This window comes from Mesorhizobium sp. WSM1386, from assembly GCF_055901595.1.
The window spans coordinates 5,688,784-5,705,688 of the sequence record NZ_CM148373.1; the positions used below are offsets into that span (position 1 = coordinate 5,688,784).

Annotated in this window: 16 protein-coding genes and 1 riboswitch; of the genes, 4 read left to right on the forward strand and 12 right to left on the reverse strand. The window is 64.0% G+C overall.

Features of this window, described 5'->3' with window-relative positions:
• The first annotated feature begins 39 nt into the window (after positions 1–39).
• Positions 40–254, forward strand: a riboswitch (FMN riboswitch).
• Between the two features lie 76 nt (positions 255–330).
• The 3 genes from AC0NIH_RS27935 (at position 331) to dhaL (ending at position 2,536) form a co-directional block, all read left to right on the forward strand.
• A complete protein-coding gene (locus tag AC0NIH_RS27935) occupies positions 331–804 on the forward strand; it encodes a 6,7-dimethyl-8-ribityllumazine synthase (protein WP_473464304.1) in 474 nt (157 codons plus the stop codon).
• A 74-nt stretch (positions 805–878) separates the two neighbouring features.
• A complete protein-coding gene (locus AC0NIH_RS27940; protein WP_473464302.1) occupies positions 879–1,886 on the forward strand; it encodes a dihydroxyacetone kinase subunit DhaK in 1,008 nt (335 codons plus the stop codon).
• Positions 1,887–1,900: 14 nt separating this feature from the next.
• Complete coding sequence (dhaL, locus tag AC0NIH_RS27945; RefSeq protein WP_473464300.1) at positions 1,901–2,536, forward strand: dihydroxyacetone kinase subunit DhaL; 636 nt, start codon at positions 1,901–1,903, stop codon at positions 2,534–2,536.
• On the opposite strand, the gene derI is transcribed toward dhaL, so the two are convergent.
• The 3 genes from derI to AC0NIH_RS27960 form a co-directional block, all read right to left on the reverse strand.
• The gene (derI, locus tag AC0NIH_RS27950) at positions 2,533–2,973 is read right to left on the reverse strand and encodes a D-erythrulose-4-phosphate isomerase (protein WP_023777010.1); all 441 of its coding nucleotides are present in this window, start codon (positions 2,971–2,973) and stop codon (positions 2,533–2,535) included. The genes dhaL and derI overlap by 4 nt on opposite strands.
• A gap of 34 nt (positions 2,974–3,007) precedes the next feature.
• Entirely contained in the window at positions 3,008–3,736 is a 729-nt protein-coding gene (locus AC0NIH_RS27955) for a triose-phosphate isomerase (protein WP_474025272.1), read from the reverse strand.
• A 92-nt stretch (positions 3,737–3,828) separates the two neighbouring features.
• Entirely contained in the window at positions 3,829–4,599 is a 771-nt protein-coding gene (locus tag AC0NIH_RS27960) for a DeoR/GlpR family DNA-binding transcription regulator (RefSeq protein ID WP_473464294.1), read from the reverse strand.
• 265 nt (positions 4,600–4,864) lie between these two features.
• Here AC0NIH_RS27960 and fba point away from each other — a divergent pair, with 265 nt between their 5' ends.
• Entirely contained in the window at positions 4,865–5,929 is a 1,065-nt protein-coding gene (gene fba / locus AC0NIH_RS27965; protein ID WP_023764812.1) for a class II fructose-bisphosphate aldolase, read from the forward strand.
• A gap of 63 nt (positions 5,930–5,992) precedes the next feature.
• Here fba and AC0NIH_RS27970 read toward each other — a convergent pair whose 3' ends face one another.
• The 9 genes from AC0NIH_RS27970 to AC0NIH_RS28010 form a co-directional block, all read right to left on the reverse strand.
• Positions 5,993–6,934 (reverse strand): sugar phosphate isomerase/epimerase family protein, encoded by a 942-nt coding sequence (locus AC0NIH_RS27970; protein ID WP_473464290.1) that lies wholly within the window; start codon positions 6,932–6,934, stop codon positions 5,993–5,995.
• A 50-nt stretch (positions 6,935–6,984) separates the two neighbouring features.
• On the reverse strand, positions 6,985–8,502 hold the full coding sequence (locus AC0NIH_RS27975) for a glycerol-3-phosphate dehydrogenase (RefSeq protein WP_473464288.1): 1,518 nt from the start codon (positions 8,500–8,502) through the stop codon (positions 6,985–6,987).
• A 46-nt stretch (positions 8,503–8,548) separates the two neighbouring features.
• Positions 8,549–9,589, reverse strand: coding sequence for a 2-hydroxyacid dehydrogenase (locus AC0NIH_RS27980; protein ID WP_473464285.1), 1,041 nt, complete (start codon positions 9,587–9,589; stop codon positions 8,549–8,551).
• Positions 9,590–9,599: 10 nt separating this feature from the next.
• Positions 9,600–11,153 carry an FGGY family carbohydrate kinase gene (locus AC0NIH_RS27985; protein WP_473464284.1) on the reverse strand — a complete coding sequence of 518 codons (1,554 nt, stop codon included), beginning with the start codon at positions 11,151–11,153 and terminating at the stop codon, positions 9,600–9,602.
• On the reverse strand, positions 11,153–12,277 hold the full coding sequence (locus AC0NIH_RS27990) for an ABC transporter ATP-binding protein (RefSeq protein ID WP_473464281.1): 1,125 nt from the start codon (positions 12,275–12,277) through the stop codon (positions 11,153–11,155). The genes AC0NIH_RS27985 and AC0NIH_RS27990 overlap by 1 nt, the downstream gene beginning before the upstream one ends.
• Positions 12,274–13,392 carry an ABC transporter ATP-binding protein gene (locus AC0NIH_RS27995; RefSeq protein ID WP_473464279.1) on the reverse strand — a complete coding sequence of 373 codons (1,119 nt, stop codon included), beginning with the start codon at positions 13,390–13,392 and terminating at the stop codon, positions 12,274–12,276. The genes AC0NIH_RS27990 and AC0NIH_RS27995 overlap by 4 nt, the downstream gene beginning before the upstream one ends.
• A 2-nt stretch (positions 13,393–13,394) precedes the next feature.
• Positions 13,395–14,252 carry a carbohydrate ABC transporter permease gene (locus AC0NIH_RS28000; RefSeq protein ID WP_095198845.1) on the reverse strand — a complete coding sequence of 286 codons (858 nt, stop codon included), beginning with the start codon at positions 14,250–14,252 and terminating at the stop codon, positions 13,395–13,397.
• 9 nt (positions 14,253–14,261) lie between these two features.
• A complete protein-coding gene (locus tag AC0NIH_RS28005) occupies positions 14,262–15,185 on the reverse strand; it encodes a carbohydrate ABC transporter permease (RefSeq protein ID WP_023764804.1) in 924 nt (307 codons plus the stop codon).
• Positions 15,186–15,453: 268 nt separating this feature from the next.
• Positions 15,454–16,899 carry an ABC transporter substrate-binding protein gene (locus AC0NIH_RS28010; RefSeq protein ID WP_013896838.1) on the reverse strand — a complete coding sequence of 482 codons (1,446 nt, stop codon included), beginning with the start codon at positions 16,897–16,899 and terminating at the stop codon, positions 15,454–15,456.
• Between the last annotated feature and the right edge of the window lie 6 nt (positions 16,900–16,905).

Sequence of the window (16,905 nt, forward strand, 5' to 3'; positions counted from 1 at the left end):
CGGTTGACAGCCGCGCCCTGCCCTTTCATACAAAGCCGTTAATGTTCTCAGGGCGGGGTGAAAGTCCCCACCGGCGGTAGGGGTTTCGACCCGAGCCCGCGAGCGCTTTCCAGTCCACGCGCCAATGCGTGGATTCCTAGGTGCTAGAGCGTCCTTTACGCGTCCAAGAGGACGCGTGGCGCTCCAGTGGAAAGGTCAGCAGATCCGGTCTGATTCCGGAGCCGACGGTATAGTCCGGATGAAAGAGAACGAACGAAAGACGGACCGCCCCGGCGGGCCGGATTTTGTATCGTGCGTCCTGATTCTGGTTCGAAACGGAAGGATGGACCCATGAATCAGCATTCCCACAAAGACTATGAAACTGTTCGCATCGCCGTCATTCGCGCGCGCTGGCATGCCGATATCGTCGACCAGTGCGTCGCGGCCTTCGAGGCGGAGCTTTCCGCGCTTGGCGACGGACGCTTTGCCGTCGATGTCTTCGACGTGCCCGGCGCCTACGAGATCCCGCTGCACGCCAAGACCCTGGCCCAGACCGGCCGCTATGCGGCGACCCTGGGCGTGGCGTTCGTCGTCAATGGCGGCATCTACCGGCATGAGTTCGTCGCCGGCGCCGTCATCGACGGCATGATGAACGTGCAGCTGTCGACCGGCGTGCCGGTGCTTTCGGCGGTGCTCACGCCGCACAACTATCATGACAGCGCCGAGCATCACCGCTTCTTCTTCGAGCACTTCACCGTCAAGGGCAAGGAAGCGGCCAATGCCTGCGTCCAGATCCTGGCGGCCCGGGAAAAGATCGCGGCATGAAATGTTCGCAGCCGGGTGGAAATCGCGATAACACCCGGTAGTATTTGCGAAATGCCGAATTCGGGAGGATGCCGGTGCAGACCAAGAAGATCATCAATGACGGCAACCGAGCCGTCGAGGAGATGCTCGAAGGGATCCTCGCCGCGCATCCTCGCCACCTCAGGAGTGCGGACGGCAGCCCGCGCTCGATCGTCGCCCGCGACGGGCCGCGGCCCGGCAAGGTCGGGCTGGTGATCGGCGGCGGCTCGGGCCACGAGCCGACCTTTCTCGGCTTTGTCGGCAAGGGACTGGCGGACGCGGCGGCCACCGGCAATGTCTTTGCCTCGCCACCACCCGATCCGATCCTTGAATGCGCCAAGGCGGTGAGCGGCGGCGCCGGCGTCTTGTTCATGTACGGCAACTATGCCGGCGACGTGATGAATTTCGACATGGCGGCCGAGATGGCCGGCATGGACGACATCGAGGTCCGCACCGTGCTGACCACCGACGACGTCGCTTCGGCGCCGCGCGATCAGCGGGACAAGCGCCGCGGCGTCGCCGGCAATTTCTTCATCTTCAAGGCAGCCGGCGCGGCCTGCGACCGGATGCTCTCCTTCGACGAATGCGAGCGCATCGCGCGCAAGGCCAACGACCGCACCTTCACCATGGGCGTGGCGCTGTCGCCCTGCTCGCTGCCGCAGACAAGGCGGCCGAATTTCGAGATCGGCGCCGACGAAATGGAGATCGGCATGGGCATCCATGGCGAACCCGGCATCGCGCGCGGCAAGCTCCGGACCGCCGATGAGATCACCGACGAGATGCTGGACAGGATCCTTGCCGAGATGTCGCCTTCGCGTGGCGACAAGGTCGCGGTGCTGGTCAATTCGCTCGGCTCGACGCCGCTGATGGAGCTCTACATCATGAACCGCCGGGTCAAGCAGAGGCTTGATGACATCGGTGTTTCCATCCACGCGACCTGGGTCGGCAATTACTGCACGTCGCTGGAAATGGCCGGCGCATCGGTGACCTTGATGCATCTCGACGGCGAACTGCAGACGATGCTCGACCATCCTTGCGACTGCGCCATGTTCCGCGCCGGCTGACGAAAGAGCGATCCGTGACCATCGATGCCGCCGACCTGAAAAGAATGTTCGATGAGATCGCAACGGCGATCGAGGCCGACAAGGACCGGCTCTGCCGGCTCGACGGTGTCATTGGCGACGCCGATCACGGCATCGCCATGGCGCTTGGTTTCGGCGCCGTGCGCGATGCGCTGGCATCGCTCGACCTCGCCGCTGTCGAGCCGACCGCGCTGCTCAACGGCGCGGCGAAGTCGTTCCTCAATGCGGTCGGCGCTTCCTCAGGCCCGCTCTATGCGACGGCCTTCATGCGTGCGGCTGCCGCCGTCAAGGGCAAGGCGACGCTGACGGACGCCGAATTCATCGCCCTGTTCCAGGCCATGGCACAGGGCATCAAGGATCGCGGCAAGGCCGAACCTGGCGAAAAGACGATGATCGATGCCTGGCAGCCAGCGGCCGAAGCGGCCGGGGCCGCGCATGCTGCCGGCAAGACGCTGTCCGAAAGCCTGGCCGCCGCCCTTGCCGCGGTTGAGTCTGGTGCTGAAGCGACCAAGGACATGGTCGCGACCAAGGGCCGCTCGGCCCGGCTCGGTGAACGCTCGCTCGGGCACATGGACCCGGGTGCGGCGTCCGCCGTCACCGTCATCGCTGCGATGACGAAGGCTTTGGCTTAAGCCTTAGCCGCATCGAGCCTGTTGATCGCCTGGACATTGCCGGCCGACGGCCCCTTCTCGTCGAACTCGGAAGCCAGCCACGTGTCGACGATCGCCTTGGCCAGTTCCGGGCCGATGACGCGCGCGCCCATGGTGATGATCTGCGCGTTGTTGGATTTGGCGGCGCGTTCGGCCGAATAGGTGTCGTGGGTGAGTGCGGCGCGGATACCCGGCACCTTGTTGGCCGAGATCGAGACGCCGATGCCAGTGCCGCAGAACAGGATGCCGCGATCGTTGTCGCCGTCGACTATCGTCTGGGCGAGTTTCTGCGACAGGTCGGCATAATAGCCGGCCTGGCTGAGGTCGCTGACGGTGAGCCCGGGCTTGGTCGCCAGATGTGCGGCGATGACATCGAGCAGCGGCTTGCCGGCGCTGTCGGCTCCAATGGCTATTTTCATGATCGTGTCCTTTCTTGACTGGATGCGTTTTGATTCAGATCGCGGCCGAGGCGCGGCCGAGGATGTCGATGTAGCCTTGCGCCTGCCAGGCGGAACGGCCGATGAAGAGCCCGTCGACATTCGGCTGGCCGATCAGCTCGGCGGCATTGCCGGGATTGACGCTGCCGCCGTAGAGCACCGGCGGGATGGACGGCAGCAGGCCCCCGGCCACAGTCTTGATCAGTCCCTGCTGCTTGTCGGCATAGTCGGAGCTGGCCGGAATGCCCTTGTCGCCGATCGCCCAGACCGGCTCGTAGGCGAACAGGATTTTCGCGCCCTTCCCTTCCTCTTCGAGGAATTGCAGCGCCTCCTCGACCTGCCTGGCCAGCACCGCATCGGCCTCGCCGCTTTCGCGCTCGGCCAGCGTCTCGCCGACGCAGATCAGCGGTATCAATCCGTGCTTCACGGCCGCCGCCGTCTTCAAGCCGACGGTGCGATCGGTCTCGCCGAAATGCTCGCGCCGTTCGCTGTGGCCGAGTTCGACCAGATCGAGCCCGCAATCGGTCAGCATCACAGGTGAAATCTCGCCGGTCCAGGCGCCGGCATCGGCCCAATGCATGTTCTGGGCGCCGATTTTGACCCGCGTCGAGGACAGCGCCTGCCCAACCTCGCGCACCGCCGTGAACGGCGGGATGACGAAGGGCTGGATGCGGTCATCGAAACCAGGGACGAACCCGGCCAGGATCGCGGCGAAATCCATCGCCTCAGCGAGCGTCTTGTTCATCTTCCAGCTTGTACCGACCCAGTAAACCACGCTTACCGCTCCTTACCCTAGTTTGACCGTGAGCTCCCGACGAGAAGCTCCGCTTTTTGGGATCATGGTCCCTTGTCGATCACCGTCAGCGAAACGCCGCCGGCCGCCAATGCCTCGCGCATTCCAGGCCCCGGCTCGCGTCCGGTGAAGACGGCGTCGAACGCGCTGAGATCCGTCAGGAAATGCAGCGCCGTGCGGTCGAACTTGCCGTGATCGACCAGCAGATATTTGCGGGTGGCGGCCGCCATCATCAGTCGCTTGGACTGCACCACCTCCTGGTCCTGATGGAAGGCGGAAACGCCGTGAATGGCCGACGACGACAGGAAGGCGACGTCGGCGCGCAGCGATTTGAGCGAGGCCTCGGCAAGCAGGCCGAAAAAGCCGTGAAACTTCTTGCTGTACTGGCCGCCGAGCGCGATCAGGTTGATGCCGCCAGTGCCGGCCAGTTCCTGGATGACAGCCAGATTGTTGGAGATCACCGTCAGCGGCCGCAAATCGGCGAGATGCCGCGCAATGCCGCCCGCGGTCGAGCCGTCGTCGATGATCACCGTCTGGCCGGGTTCGATCATCGCGACCGCCGCTGCCGCCAGGCGCTGCTTTTCCTCGGTAGCCTGCTTCTGCCGGTAGCGGAAATCGCTTTCGAAGAGGCTGCTCGGCTGGATCGAGGCACCGCCGCGCACCTTGCGCAGGAAGCCGCTTTCCTCAAGTTCGTCGAGATCGCGGTGCACGGTCATCTTCGAGATGCCAAAGCGCAAGGCGAGATCCTCGACGCTCGCCGCGCCGGCGTCCATCAGGAAATCCATGATGCCTTGCCGCCTGGTATCGCTCTTCATCGCAGCCGACCGCCGAATGGTGCTCCTTGATCGAGCCTAATAGATAGCAGGTATCGTCGCAAAAGTATCAGGATTTTTGTTATAATGAGATATTTTCATGGGATATGCCCACAGCTTTCATCACGGCACTGTAACAAGAATTGCGGCTGGGATGGTCTCTGGCGGTTGCGGTCGCGCCGAAATCCGGCCAGAAGCATCGACGGGCTGAACGATGCGCGGACAGTCCGCAACCACAGGTTCGAAACCAGATACGGGAGACTAATCGTTGGCTCGCATCACACTGAGACAATTGCTCGATCACGCCGCCGAATATGGCTATGGCGTGCCGGCCTTCAACATGAACAACATGGAACAGGGCCTCGCCATCATGGAGGCGGCGGAAGAGACCAAATCGCCTGTCATCCTGCAGGCAAGCCGCGGTGCGCGTGCCTATGCCAATGACGTGGTGCTGGCCAAGCTGATCGATGCGCTGGTCGAAATCCATCCCGACATCCCGGTCTGCATGCATCTCGACCATGGCAACAACGAAGCCACCTGCGTCACCGCGATCCAGCATGGTTTCACCTCGGTGATGATGGACGGTTCGCTGAAGGAAGACGGCAAGTCGCCGGCCGACTACGCCTATAATTCCGGCATCACCAAGCGCGTCGTCGACATGGCGCATTGGGGCGGCGTTTCCGTCGAAGGCGAGATCGGCGTGCTCGGCTCGCTCGAGAGCGGCGGCGGCGAGCAGGAAGACGGCCACGGCGTCGAAGGCGCGATCAGCCACGACCAGCTGTTGACCGATCCGGTGCAGGCCGAACAGTTCGTGCGCGACACCCATGTCGATGCACTGGCGGTGGCCATGGGCACCAGCCACGGCGCCTATAAATTCTCGCGCAAGCCCGATGGCGCGGTGCTGGCCATGAACGTCATCGAGGAGATCCATCGCCGCCTGCCCAACATGCATCTGGTCATGCACGGCTCGTCCTCGGTGCCGGAGGACCTGCAGGAGATCATCAACAAATATGGCGGCCAGATGAAGCCGACCTGGGGCGTGCCGGTGGAAGAGATCCAGCGCGGCATCAAGCACGGCGTGCGCAAGATCAACATCGACACCGACAACCGCATGGCGCTGACCGGCGCCATCCGCAAGGTGCTGACCGAGAACCCGAGCGAGTTCGATCCGCGCAAATACCTGACGCCGGCGATGGCTGCCATGCGCAAGCTTTGCAAGGAGCGGTTCGAGCAGTTCGGCACCGCCGGCAACGCACCGAAGATCAAGCCGCTGCCGGTCTCGGAAATGGCCAAGCGCTACAAGTCGGGCAGCCTCGATCCGAAATTCGGCTGAGTACATCCGACCGGGACGATCCGGTTCAACGGGCGGGCGCCTATCGGCTCCCGCCCGTTTTTTCTATCCGGCCTTCGGCACGAGGCCGGATCTGCCTGTCTCGATGAAGGGCGCCCAGTAGTCGACCGATTCCCGGATCATTGCGACAACATGGTGATCGACCGGCTCGCGTTCACGAAACGACAGTTCGAGGCAAATCTCATTGTCCGTGCCGCCGCCGCGCCGCACCGTCTCCAGCAGTTTTTCCGGCGTGATGCGACCGTCCTTGTTGTAAGCCGCTGTGAACGGCCAGTGGCCGCCCTTGTTCATCGACGACTGCTTGATGTGGATGATCGGCGACTTCCTTGGAAAGGCTTCGGCCCAGGCATAGGGATCGATGTCGGCCGGATTGCTGGAGGTGACGTCGCCATGGTCGATGTCGACCATCATCTCCAGCGGAATGGCCATGCCGGCGGCGTCGATCGCGCTTTGCAACTGCCGGCAGTTCTCGATGGTGTGGCCGAATTCGCGGCCAACCGACATCGGCTCCCAGAACAAATAGCTCAGCCCAGCCGCGCGGGCATGTTCGGCGACCTCGCGCCAACACTCCAGTGCGATATCGAACAGCCGCGCACGGCGCTCGGGGTCGTCGAAGTCGCGATGGGTGAAGATGGCGAACTGCGTGCCCATGCCGCTGGCACCAAGCTCGGCGGAGATGTCGGCGAAGGTCTTGAACCAGTCGACATAGTAGCGGCGCACATCCGCGTCGGGATGGCCGAAATGGTTGAGCCGGCCGTAAGGGCCGGTCATGCCCGAGGTGACGCGTACGCCGGTGCGGGTGAGCGCGCCGCGAAACAGCCGGACGAATTTGACGATCGTCGCCGCCGGCCAACCCGGATTGACGAATTCATGCGTGAGCTGAACGTCCCTGATGCCGATGTCGTAGGCAATCGTATCGATCAGGTCGTCCGGCTCGGCGAAGCGGTTGACCAGCGGATTGGTGTTGAGGGAGAGCGTGAAGGCCAAGGTCGCGATCCCTCCTCAGCGCTGTCGCGGGACATTGGCGATGGCGGCCATCAGCCTGCCCTCGCCAGCCGGTTCGTACACCAATGCTCGAAGGCGGCCCTTTCCTCGACCGACAGATGCAGCCCATGCTTGGTGCGCCGTTCCAGGATGTCGGCTGATGTCGCCGCCCACTCCTGTTCGAAGAGATAATTGGCCTCGCGCTCGAAGAAGTCCTTGCCGAAGCATCGCCCCAATCCGGCGAGCGATCCCGTGGCGCCGACCAGAAGACGGGTCCTGGTGCCGTAAAGCCGCCCGTAATGCTTGATCAGCGAGGCCGGCATCCACGGATACTCACGTCCAAGGTCGCCGAGGAACTGTTCGAAATCGGCGTTGACGATGTCGCCGCCGGGCAAATGCACCTTCGCTGTCCAGGGCTTGCCCATCCCGGGAAAGAACGGGGCGATCCTGTCCAGCGCGTGCTCGGCCAGTTTGCGGAAGGTGGTGATCTTGCCGCCGAAGACCGAGAGCAGCGGCGCTTGCGCGTCCGGCGCGTCGAGCTCGAAAATATAGTCGCGGGTCACCGCGCTTGGGTTGTCGGCATTGTCGTCATAGAGCGGCCTGACGCCGGAGAACGAATAGACGACATCGCTGCGCGCAAGGCCGCGCTTGAAATAGCGGTTGACCACCCTGATCAGGTAATCGATCTCGCTCTCCTCCGCCGTCACGTCCTCGGGCCGCCCCTCGTAGGGAATGTCGGTGGTGCCGATCAAAGCGAGATCGTTCTGATAGGGATTGATGAAGATGACGCGCTTGTCGCTGTTCTGGACGAGATAGGCATGCCGTCCCTCCCAGAATTTGGGCACGACGATGTGGCTACCCTTGACCAGTCTGACGTTGCGCTTCGAGTTCTGACCGGCCACGCGGTTGACGATGTCGTTGACCCAGGGGCCGGCGGCGTTGATCAGGGCGCGTGCCCGAACCGTCGTCCTGGCGCCGGTCCTGCCATCCCGCATCTCGACGACCCAGAGGCCGTTCTCTCGGCGGGCGGCGGTGCAGGCGGTGCGGGTGAAAATCTTCGCGCCGCGCTCGGCGGCGTCGAGCGCGTTGATGACGACTAGGCGGGCATCGTCGACCCAACAGTCGGAATATTCGAAACCGCGCTTGAACGCGTCCTTGATCGGCGCGCCTTCGGGCGCCGTCCGCAGGTCGAGCGTGCGGGTCGGCGGCAGCCGCTTGCGGCCGCCGAGATGGTCGTAGAGGAACAGGCCGAGCCGCACCAGCCATGCCGGCCGGTCGTCCGGGCTGTGCGGCAGCACGAAGCGCATCGGCCAGATGATGTGCGGCGCCGATTCCAGCAGCACCTCGCGCTCGATCAGCGCCTCGCGCACCAGGCGGAATTCATAGTATTCGAGGTAGCGCAGGCCGCCATGGACGAGCTTGCCCGAGCGGGAGCTGGTGCCTTCGGCAAGATCGTCCTTTTCGCACAGGATGACGGAAAGGCCGCGGCCCGCAGCATCGCGCGCGATGCCGGCGCCATTGACGCCGCCGCCGACGACGAAGAGGTCGACGATTTCGGTGCCGCCGCTCATCCCACCTTGGCCTCGATGCCGCATTGGTATGCCATGGCCGCCACCCTCAGCACGGATTGACGGGAGGAAGGCCGGCGATGTAGCGGCGCACCTCTTCGGCGGCCTGCTCGGCGGCATAGGTCACGGTGCGCACCGAGGCGCCTGCGATGTGCGGCGTCAGCGTCACGTTGGGAAGCTGCAGCAAAGGCCAGTCCGATGGCACCGGCTCGACCGCGAACGTCTCCAGCATGGCGCTGGCGATCTGCCCCGAAACCAGCGCCTCGTAGAGCGCGTCATAATCGACCAGCGGCCCGCGCGCGGTGTTGACGAAGATCACGCCGGGCTTCATCCGCGCGATGGTGTGTTTGCCGATCAGGCCGCGCGTCTCCTCGGTCACCCTGGGATGCAGCGTGACCACATCGGAGCGGGACAGGAGATCGTCCAGCCCAACCAGTTCGACGCCGGCATTGCGATCCTCCGCGCTCAACTGCACATAGGGGTCGCTGACCAGGACGTGGCAGCCGAAGGCACGCAGCAGGCGGACCACCTTGGTGCCAATATTGCCATAGCCGACGACGCCGACGGTCATTTCGCCGAGTTCTCGGCCGGTGCGGTCGGCGCGGTAGAGATCGCCGCGCCATTCTCCCTTGCGCAAGGCCTCATGGCCGACCCTGATCAGCCGCGTCTCGGCCAGGATGGCGCCGATGGTGAACTCGGCGACGGCAGTGGCGTTGCGGCCGGGCACGTTGACCACGGTGATGCCGTGATCCCTCGCCGCGGCCATGTCGATGTTGATCGGGCCGCCGCGCGAGACCGCAATCAGCTTGAGCCCCGGCAGGCGCCGCATCATGTCCTCCGACAAGGGCGCGAGTTGGGTGACGAGGATCTCGGCATCGCCGATGAAATCGACGACCTCGTCGGGATGGCCGAAATATTCCTTGACCTTGTCGAGGCCGAGCGCCGGATTGCCGAACTCCATCGGCTCGTCGGGCCAGGCCGTCTGCAATGTGCGGATATCGAGGTCGCCACTCGCGACCTTCTCGATTTTGGCGCGAAACACCTCCGGAAGCATGAAGTTGTCGCCAATGATCGCTATTTTCCTGGGCATACTCGACTTCTCAATTTGCCTGCACTGAAGCCATCGCGCGCCAGACCGGCCGCAAAGCCTGGTGCGCCAACATGTAGGATGGGGTCATCTTGTCGTAGATCGCGGCGAGGCTTCGGTCGCTCGGCTCGGCATCACCGAGCAGCGGCGTCACCCATTCGCCGACGCACGCGTCCATCGACGGGTAGAGCCCGACGCCGACCGCGGCGATCATCGCCGCACCCGCGGCACCCGCCTCCTCACGCGCGCTGGTGCGGATATCGGCGCCCAAAGCAGCTCCCAATATCTTGCGCAGCGCCGGGCTTCTGGCGGCGCCGCCGGTGAGGCGGACCTCGCGCGGCAGCGGCCCCATGGCGGCGTAGCAGTCGCGCGCGGCGAACGCCAACCCCTCGAAGACGGCGCGGACGAGATCGGCATAGCCGTGCCGCGAGGAAATGCCGACGAAGCCTGCCCGCGCATTGGCATCGACGAACGGCCCGCGCTCGCCGGCTTCCGACACATAGGGCTGGTAGAGCAGCGAGGCCGGCTGCGAGGCCGTGATCCAGGCATCGACCAGCGCGATCATCTCGCCATTGCTGCGGGTAATGCCTTGCGAGGCGAGGATGCCCGAGGCGAGCCCGAGCACCCAGTCGATGTTGAGCGTCGCCGCCATGTTCGACTGCATCTGGGCGAACACGCCGGGCGCCGGCATCGCCATCGTATAGCCGGTTGCCGCTTCATTGAGCTGCACATCGTCCGGGGTCTCGGCCAGCCGCATGTGCATGCCGGTGGAGCCGATGATCGAGCAGCCGGGCTTGCGCTCGCGGTCGAGCAGGCCGGCGCCGAGCGCGGTGCAGACGACGTCGACATAGCCGAGCACCACCGGCGTGCCGGCCAGCAGGCCGGTGGCATCGGCCGCCGCCTGCGACAGGCCGGTGCTGTGCCTTGTGCCGTCGACGATCGGCGGCAGCAGGTGCCTGAGATCGGTAACGCCGAGCACGTCGAGCACCTCGTCGCTGTAGTCGCGGGTGTGGAAGTCGCCGAAGGTGAACGTTCCCTCGGACGGGTCGGTAGCGCGCTCGCCGGTCAGCTTGAAATAGAGCCAGTCCTTGCAGTGGAACGCGGTTGCCGCCTTGCCGAGCATTTCGGGCATGTTGCGCTTCATGAACACGAACTGCGAGCCCTGCTGGCAAGCGGCAAGCCCGCTGCCGGTCTTTTCGAAGCGCAGCCGATCCTCGGGACGCGCGCGGATTTCCTCGACGATTGCCGCCGCGCGCGCGTCGAGCCAGAGCCAGCCCTTCGCCACCGGCTCGCCCTTGCCGTCGATCAGCCAGGTGCCGTCGCCCTGCCCGGTGACCGCGATTGCCACGGTCCGGCTGGCGAGATTGGGCACCTTGTCGGCGAGCTGGCGCAGGGTTGTGGCGGCATCGCTCCATGTTCGCGCCAAATCCTGTTCGGCGCCGCCACCCGGCAACGTCTCATAGTGGTTCGGCAGCGCGGCGGCGGCGATCTGCCGGCCCGCCGTGTCGAAGGCGATGGATTTGATGATCGACGTGCCGGCATCGATGCCGATCAGGACATCACCCATCACGCAAGCTCCCCGCCGTGCGAAATGGCCTCGCCGCTCGCCTGATCGAAGACGTGCAGGTTCCCAGGATCGATGCTGACGTTGATCGGCGCACCCAGATCCAAGCGCGTGCGGTCGTGCTCGACCAGAACCAATGAGCCACCGGCGAAGTCGGCCGCGATATGGGTCTGGTCGCCGAGCCATTGGTTGGCCGAGACCCTGGCGGGAACGCCCTCCTTCGAGCGCCGCACGGCGTAGGGCCTGATGCCGATGACGACCCGCTCGCGGCTAAGCAGTTGATCGCGGACCGGAGCGCTGAAGGCGTCCTTGTCGTAGTCGAGCGACAGGCCGTCGGGCAGCCGCAGGCTGATGCGGCCGGCAGTGGCGCCGACATAGGCCTCGAAGACGTTCATCGGCGGTTCGCCGACGAAGGTGCCGGTGAACAGGTTCGCGGGACGCTCCTTGATCTGGTCCGGCGTGTCGAACTGCTGCAGCACGCCGCCCTCCATCACCGCGATGCGGTCGGCAAGCGCATTGGCCTCGGTCTGGTCGTGGGTGACCAGGATCGCGGTCAGGCCGCGCTCCTTGATGAAGTGCTTGATGCGGCCGCGCAGCACGGCGCGAAGCTGCGGTTCGAGCTGCCCCATCGGCTCATCCAGAAGATGCAGGTCGGCCTCGCGGATCAGCGCCCTACCAAGGCTGGCGCGCTGCTGCTGGCCGCCGGAGATGGAGCTCGGATAGCGCTCCAATATGTCCTCGATCTCGAGCAGCTTGGCGATGCTGGCGACCTTCGCGTCGACCTCGCTTTTCGGCAGCCTCGCCGCCTTGAGCGCGAAGGCCATGTTCTCGCGCACGGTCAGCGGCGGATAAAGCGAATAACCCTCGAAGGCCATCGCCACGTTTCGCCTGACCGGCGGCAAGGTGTGCACCTGCCGGCCACCGACCGAGATCGCACCGCGCGACACCTCTTCGAAGCCGGCGATCATGCGCAGCGTCGAGGTCTTGCCGCAACCCGACGAGCCAAGCAGGGCGACGATCTCGCCCTTACCGATTTCCATCGTCAGCTTCTTGACGGCATGAACGCCCCGGTCGATCGGACCATAGAATTTGTCGACACCGGAAATGGTGAGTGCGCTCGGGCTCATGCCGCTTCTCCGCTGCGCAAATTGAGGACGTTCTTGGAGCCGATGCGGTCGCCGCTCGCCTGATCGAACAGCAAGGCACTCTTGCCGTCGACAGCGATGTGGGCCTTGCCTTCGCTGCGGCCCGGCGTTCCGGCCGGACGCGAGACCAGGATCTCGCGGCCGCGCACGGTGCGCACCAGCGTGACGATCTTCTCGTTGAGCGGCGTCTCGGCCTCGACCGTCACCGGAATGGCGCCGGGCGCGCCTTCCTCGACGAAGCCAAGCGCTTCGGGCCGCAGGCCGATCACGCAGTCACGGCCGACCGCCGTTTCATAGGCCCCGGCCAGATGGACCTGGACGTTGGACAGGCCGACATAGATGCCCTTGGCGTCGCGCGCGGGCTTGACGTCGAGCAGGTTGATGGTGGGATCGCCGAACAGCCGCGCGATCTCGATATTGGCCGGCTCGCGATAGATCTGCTCGGGCGTGCCGAGCTGCCTGATAACGCCTTGCGACATCACAGCGATGCGGTCGCCGAGCGCCATGGCTTCCTTGTAGTCCTGGGTGACGTAGACGACGGTAGCACCGCGATCGGCGAGCAGCCTCGGAAGTTCGAGCCGCATCTCGAAGCGAAGCTTGGCGTCGACATTGCGCAAGGGATCGTCGAGCAGCAGAAGCGGCGGCGAGCCGACCAAAGCGCGGGCAAGTGCCGTACGCTGCTTCTGGCCATTGGAGAGCGCACGCGGCTTATGGGAAAGTACATGGCCGATCTTCAACAGCTTGGCGACACTCTCGACACCGGCCTTGATCGTGCCTTGCGACGAACGCTTGGCCGCCAGCGGCGTGGCGATGTTGTCGAAGGCGGTCATATGCGGAAACAGCGCGAAATTCTGGAACGCCATGCCGACGCCGCGGAACTCCGCATCGACATCGGTCATGTCGTCGCCGCCGATGAATATCTTGCCTTCGTCCGGGTCGATGACGCCGGCAACCAGCCGCAGCAGCACCGTCTTGCCGGCGCCAGAGGGTCCGAACAGCACTAGGGTCTCGCCGTCGGCAACCGTCAGCGACAGATTGTCGAGCACGGTCTGGCTCTTGTAGCGCTTGACGACATTTTTCAGTTCGAGGCTGGCCATATCTATCCTTTCACCGCGCCAAGCGACAGGCCTTCGACGAGATAGCGCTGCGCATACAGCGCAAGCGCCAGCGTCGGCGTGATCGAGAGCACGATGGCCGCCGAAATCTGGCCGTACTGGATGCCCGAGGAAGTGATGAAGGCAAGCGCGCCGACCGTCACCGGCTGCTTGTCGGCCGAGGCCAGCACCAGCGCGAAGACGAAATTGTTCCAGGCGAAGATGAAGGCGAGCAGGCCGGCGGCGGCGATGCCGGGACCGGCGAGCGGCAGCGCGATCTTGCGGAAGGTGGCGAACCAGGAATGGCCGCCGATGCGATAGGCATATTCGATGTCGGCCGGAATATCCTCGAAATAGCCACGCACGATCCACAGGATCAACGGCAGGCAGATCAGCTGGTATACCCAGATCAGCCCAATATAGGTGTTGGCGAGCCCCAGCTTCTGGAAATAGAGGGTGAGCGGCAGGAGCACCAGCAGCGCCGGCGCGAACTTGAACGACAGCAGCGTGAAGGCGATGTCCTCCGAGCCGCGAAATTTGTGCCGCGCAAAGGCGTAGGCCGCCGGCACGCCGAGCAGCAGCGAGACCGCGACGGATGTCACCGACAGGAACACCGAATTCCCCAAATTGCGCATGAAGGCGATGTCGAGCGTGCCTGCGGCGGTCATCAGCTTGCCGGTGATCAGCGCGGTGTAGTTGGCGAGCGTCGGCTCGAAGATCAGCTGCGGGGGAATGCGCAGGATGGTCTCGTTGGTCTGGAACGACATCATGAAGATCCAGACGATCGGGAACATGAAGAAGATCACGACCAGCGTCAGCGCCACGCCGCGCAGGATGCGTTCGAGAAGCGAGGTGTGTTCCATCGCCGCCTCCTATGCCTGTCCACGGGCGCGTTCGCGCAGCCGCAGCCAGTTCTTGATGAAGATGTTGGAGAGGAAATAGGTGATCGCCCAAAGGATGATCATCAGCGCCGCCGAACGGCCGACATTGGTCGACTGGAAGAAATTGAGATAGGCCTCGACCTGGAAGACGGTCAGCGTGTCGCCCGGTCCGCCTTGCGTCATCGCATAGATGATATCGAACTGCTGGATGGAATCGAGCAGCCGGAACAATGTCGCCGTCAGGATGTAGGGCGTCAGCATCGGCAGCGTGATGCGGAAGAAGACGAAGCTCCGCGGCACGCCATCGAGCGCGGCTGCCTCGAAAGGCTGCGTCGGAAGGCTGCGCAGGCCGGCGAGCAACAGGATCATGATGAACGGCGTGTAGACCCAGATGTCGACGAGCACGACGGTGAACAGTGCCGTCGACGGCGAGGAGGCCCAGCGGAAATCCTGCAGCCCGATCAGGCTGGCGAGATAGCTCAGCACGCCGAAGCCGGGATTGGTCATCAGCTTCCACATCAGCGCGGCAAGCGCGGGTGCCGTCATCAGCGGCATCAAGAGCATGATCGAGATGAAATTGTTCAGCGTCGAGCGCTTCTGCAGCAGCAGGGCGATGGCAAGGCCCAGAAGCAGCTCCAGCACGACGGTAGTGCCGGCATAGAGCAGCGAGACCTTGAGCGTGTTCCAGAACTTCGGGTCGGTGAAGAAGGAGATGTAGTTGTCGCCCCAGTTGAACTGGCGCGCCCAGGGCTGGCTCAGCCGGTAGCGCTGGAACGAATAGACCACCGAGGTCAGGAACGGGATCAGGATGCCGATGCAGACGAGCAAGGCCGGCAGGCTGAGCACATAGGGCAGCACCCTTTTGCTGATCCTGAAGCCGGATGGCTTGTGCCTTTGCGATACCACCGCAGTCATCGAGCTGCTCCGTTGTTACTGTCGCTTCGCCCCTGCCGGCCGCCCAAGGGAGCAAGGCGACCGGTCGGGCGAAATGGCGGGCTTTTTTTTTGATCATCGGACCCAAGACCGGATTCCACTTCTGGGTCCGATGCTCGCTTTTTCTCGAGCATCGGATTTTCCCAAAACCGGATTCCACTTTTGGGTCCGATGCTCAAGGCACCGCATCGCAAACAAGAAAAAGTGTTATGAGGGCCGGCCCGCCAAGCAGGCCGGTCCTCGTTGCGACCTAACCGAGACCGGCTTCCTTGAGCTGGCCGTTGATGCTTTCGGCCAGCTTGTCGAGGCCTTCGTCGACCGGCACCTCCTTGGACACCATCTTCTGCAGCGTTGCCGCCCATTCGGTGGTGAGGTCGAAGAACAGCGGCTGCGCGGTGAACTTGATGCTGGCGCCCGGCGCCGAAGCGTCGAACATCTCGACGTAGCCGGGATAGCTCTTGTTCAGCTTCTCGCGGAACATCTCGTCCTTCCAGACCGACTGGCGGACCGGATTGACGAAGTCCATCTTGGTGGCGCCGAACAGCCCATGCTCCGGCCCCGAGGCCCATTGCATGAAGTACCAGGTAGCGTCCTTGTCCTTCGAGAAGTTGGACATCGACAGCGACCAGATCCAGATGTTCGGCGTCGGCGCCTTGGCGTCCGGGTTGGCCTTGAAGGAGGCGAATGCAAGCTTCCCGGCCATCTTGTTGTCGCCGCCGTTCATGAAGTAGCCGAGGATGTCGGCGTCGAAGATCATGGCCGAGGCGCCGGCGCCGAGATCGGTTCCGACCTGATACCAGGTGTAGGTCGACCAGTCCTTGGGGCCGCTCTCCTGGATCATTTGAACCCACTGCTTGTGGAAAGCCTTGGATTGCGCGGTGTTCATGGCGGCCGACAATTTGCCGTCGGCCGATACATTCAGGTCCTTCTGGTCGAAGTTGGCGTAGGCCGACAGGAAGCCCGGATGGATCGTCGCCCAGGAGCGCGAGCCGCGCACGCCGATGCCGTAGACACCGCCGCCGACATCCTTGGTGAGCTTGGCCGCGGCGGCCACCATCTCGTCCATGTTGCCGGGGACCTTGACGCCCGCCTTGTCGAACATTCCCTTGTTATAGGTGATGTTGTTCTGCTCGAAGCCCCACGGAATGCACCACTGCTTGGCGTCCTCCGAACCCAGCGCGCCGCCCGGCTTGCCGTTCCAGGCACAGGAATTCCTGACGCCGGGCAGGAAGTCGTCCCAGGCATAGTTCGGGTTGGTCTTGGCCGGGTCCTTGATCCATTCGTTGAGGTCGGTGATCCAGCCAGCGGGACCATAGGTCCAGGTCATGTAGGCGCCGGTCATGAAGGCATCGTATTCGGGTGAGCTTGCCGACAGTGCCGCCGTGACCTTGTCGAAATAGACGTCTTCGGGGAACACGTCATAGACGACGTTCATGCCGGTCAGCTGCTTGAAGTTCTCCAGATCGGCGATCATGGCATCGGCATAGGGATGCTTGTTGAGCAGGAGCTTGATGGTCTTGCCCTTGTGCGCCTGCCAGTCGAAGTCGGCGGCCAGCGCCCGGGTCTGCCCCAGATTGAGCAGTGTGCCGGCGGTGCCGGCGGCAAGGCCCATCGCACCCAGGCCCTTGATCAGTCCGCGACGGTCAACTTGTCCGCGCAGGAAGGCGTCAATGAGGTCTTTCTCTTTCTCATGCATTTCGTC

Bases quoted from the DNA above. Each gene is read 5' to 3' on its own strand.
- AC0NIH_RS27975 (WP_473464288.1), bottom strand. From the start codon at position 8,502: ATGAGCGGCGGCACCGAAATCGTCGACCTCTTCGTCGTCGGCGGCGGC.
- AC0NIH_RS28010 (WP_013896838.1), bottom strand. From the start codon at position 16,899: ATGCATGAGAAAGAGAAAGACCTCATTGACGCCTTCCTGCGCGGACAA.
- AC0NIH_RS27995 (WP_473464279.1), bottom strand. From the start codon at position 13,392: ATGGCCAGCCTCGAACTGAAAAATGTCGTCAAGCGCTACAAGAGCCAG.
- AC0NIH_RS28005 (WP_023764804.1), bottom strand. From the start codon at position 15,185: ATGACTGCGGTGGTATCGCAAAGGCACAAGCCATCCGGCTTCAGGATC.
- AC0NIH_RS27955 (WP_474025272.1), bottom strand. From the start codon at position 3,736: ATGAACAAGACGCTCGCTGAGGCGATGGATTTCGCCGCGATCCTGGCC.
- derI (WP_023777010.1), bottom strand. From the start codon at position 2,973: ATGAAAATAGCCATTGGAGCCGACAGCGCCGGCAAGCCGCTGCTCGAT.
- AC0NIH_RS28000 (WP_095198845.1), bottom strand. From the start codon at position 14,252: ATGGAACACACCTCGCTTCTCGAACGCATCCTGCGCGGCGTGGCGCTG.
- AC0NIH_RS27990 (WP_473464281.1), bottom strand. From the start codon at position 12,277: ATGAGCCCGAGCGCACTCACCATTTCCGGTGTCGACAAATTCTATGGT.
- AC0NIH_RS27980 (WP_473464285.1), bottom strand. From the start codon at position 9,589: ATGCCCAGGAAAATAGCGATCATTGGCGACAACTTCATGCTTCCGGAG.
- AC0NIH_RS27960 (WP_473464294.1), bottom strand. From the start codon at position 4,599: ATGAAGAGCGATACCAGGCGGCAAGGCATCATGGATTTCCTGATGGAC.
- AC0NIH_RS27935 (WP_473464304.1), top strand. From the start codon at position 331: ATGAATCAGCATTCCCACAAAGACTATGAAACTGTTCGCATCGCCGTC.
- AC0NIH_RS27985 (WP_473464284.1), bottom strand. From the start codon at position 11,153: ATGGGTGATGTCCTGATCGGCATCGATGCCGGCACGTCGATCATCAAA.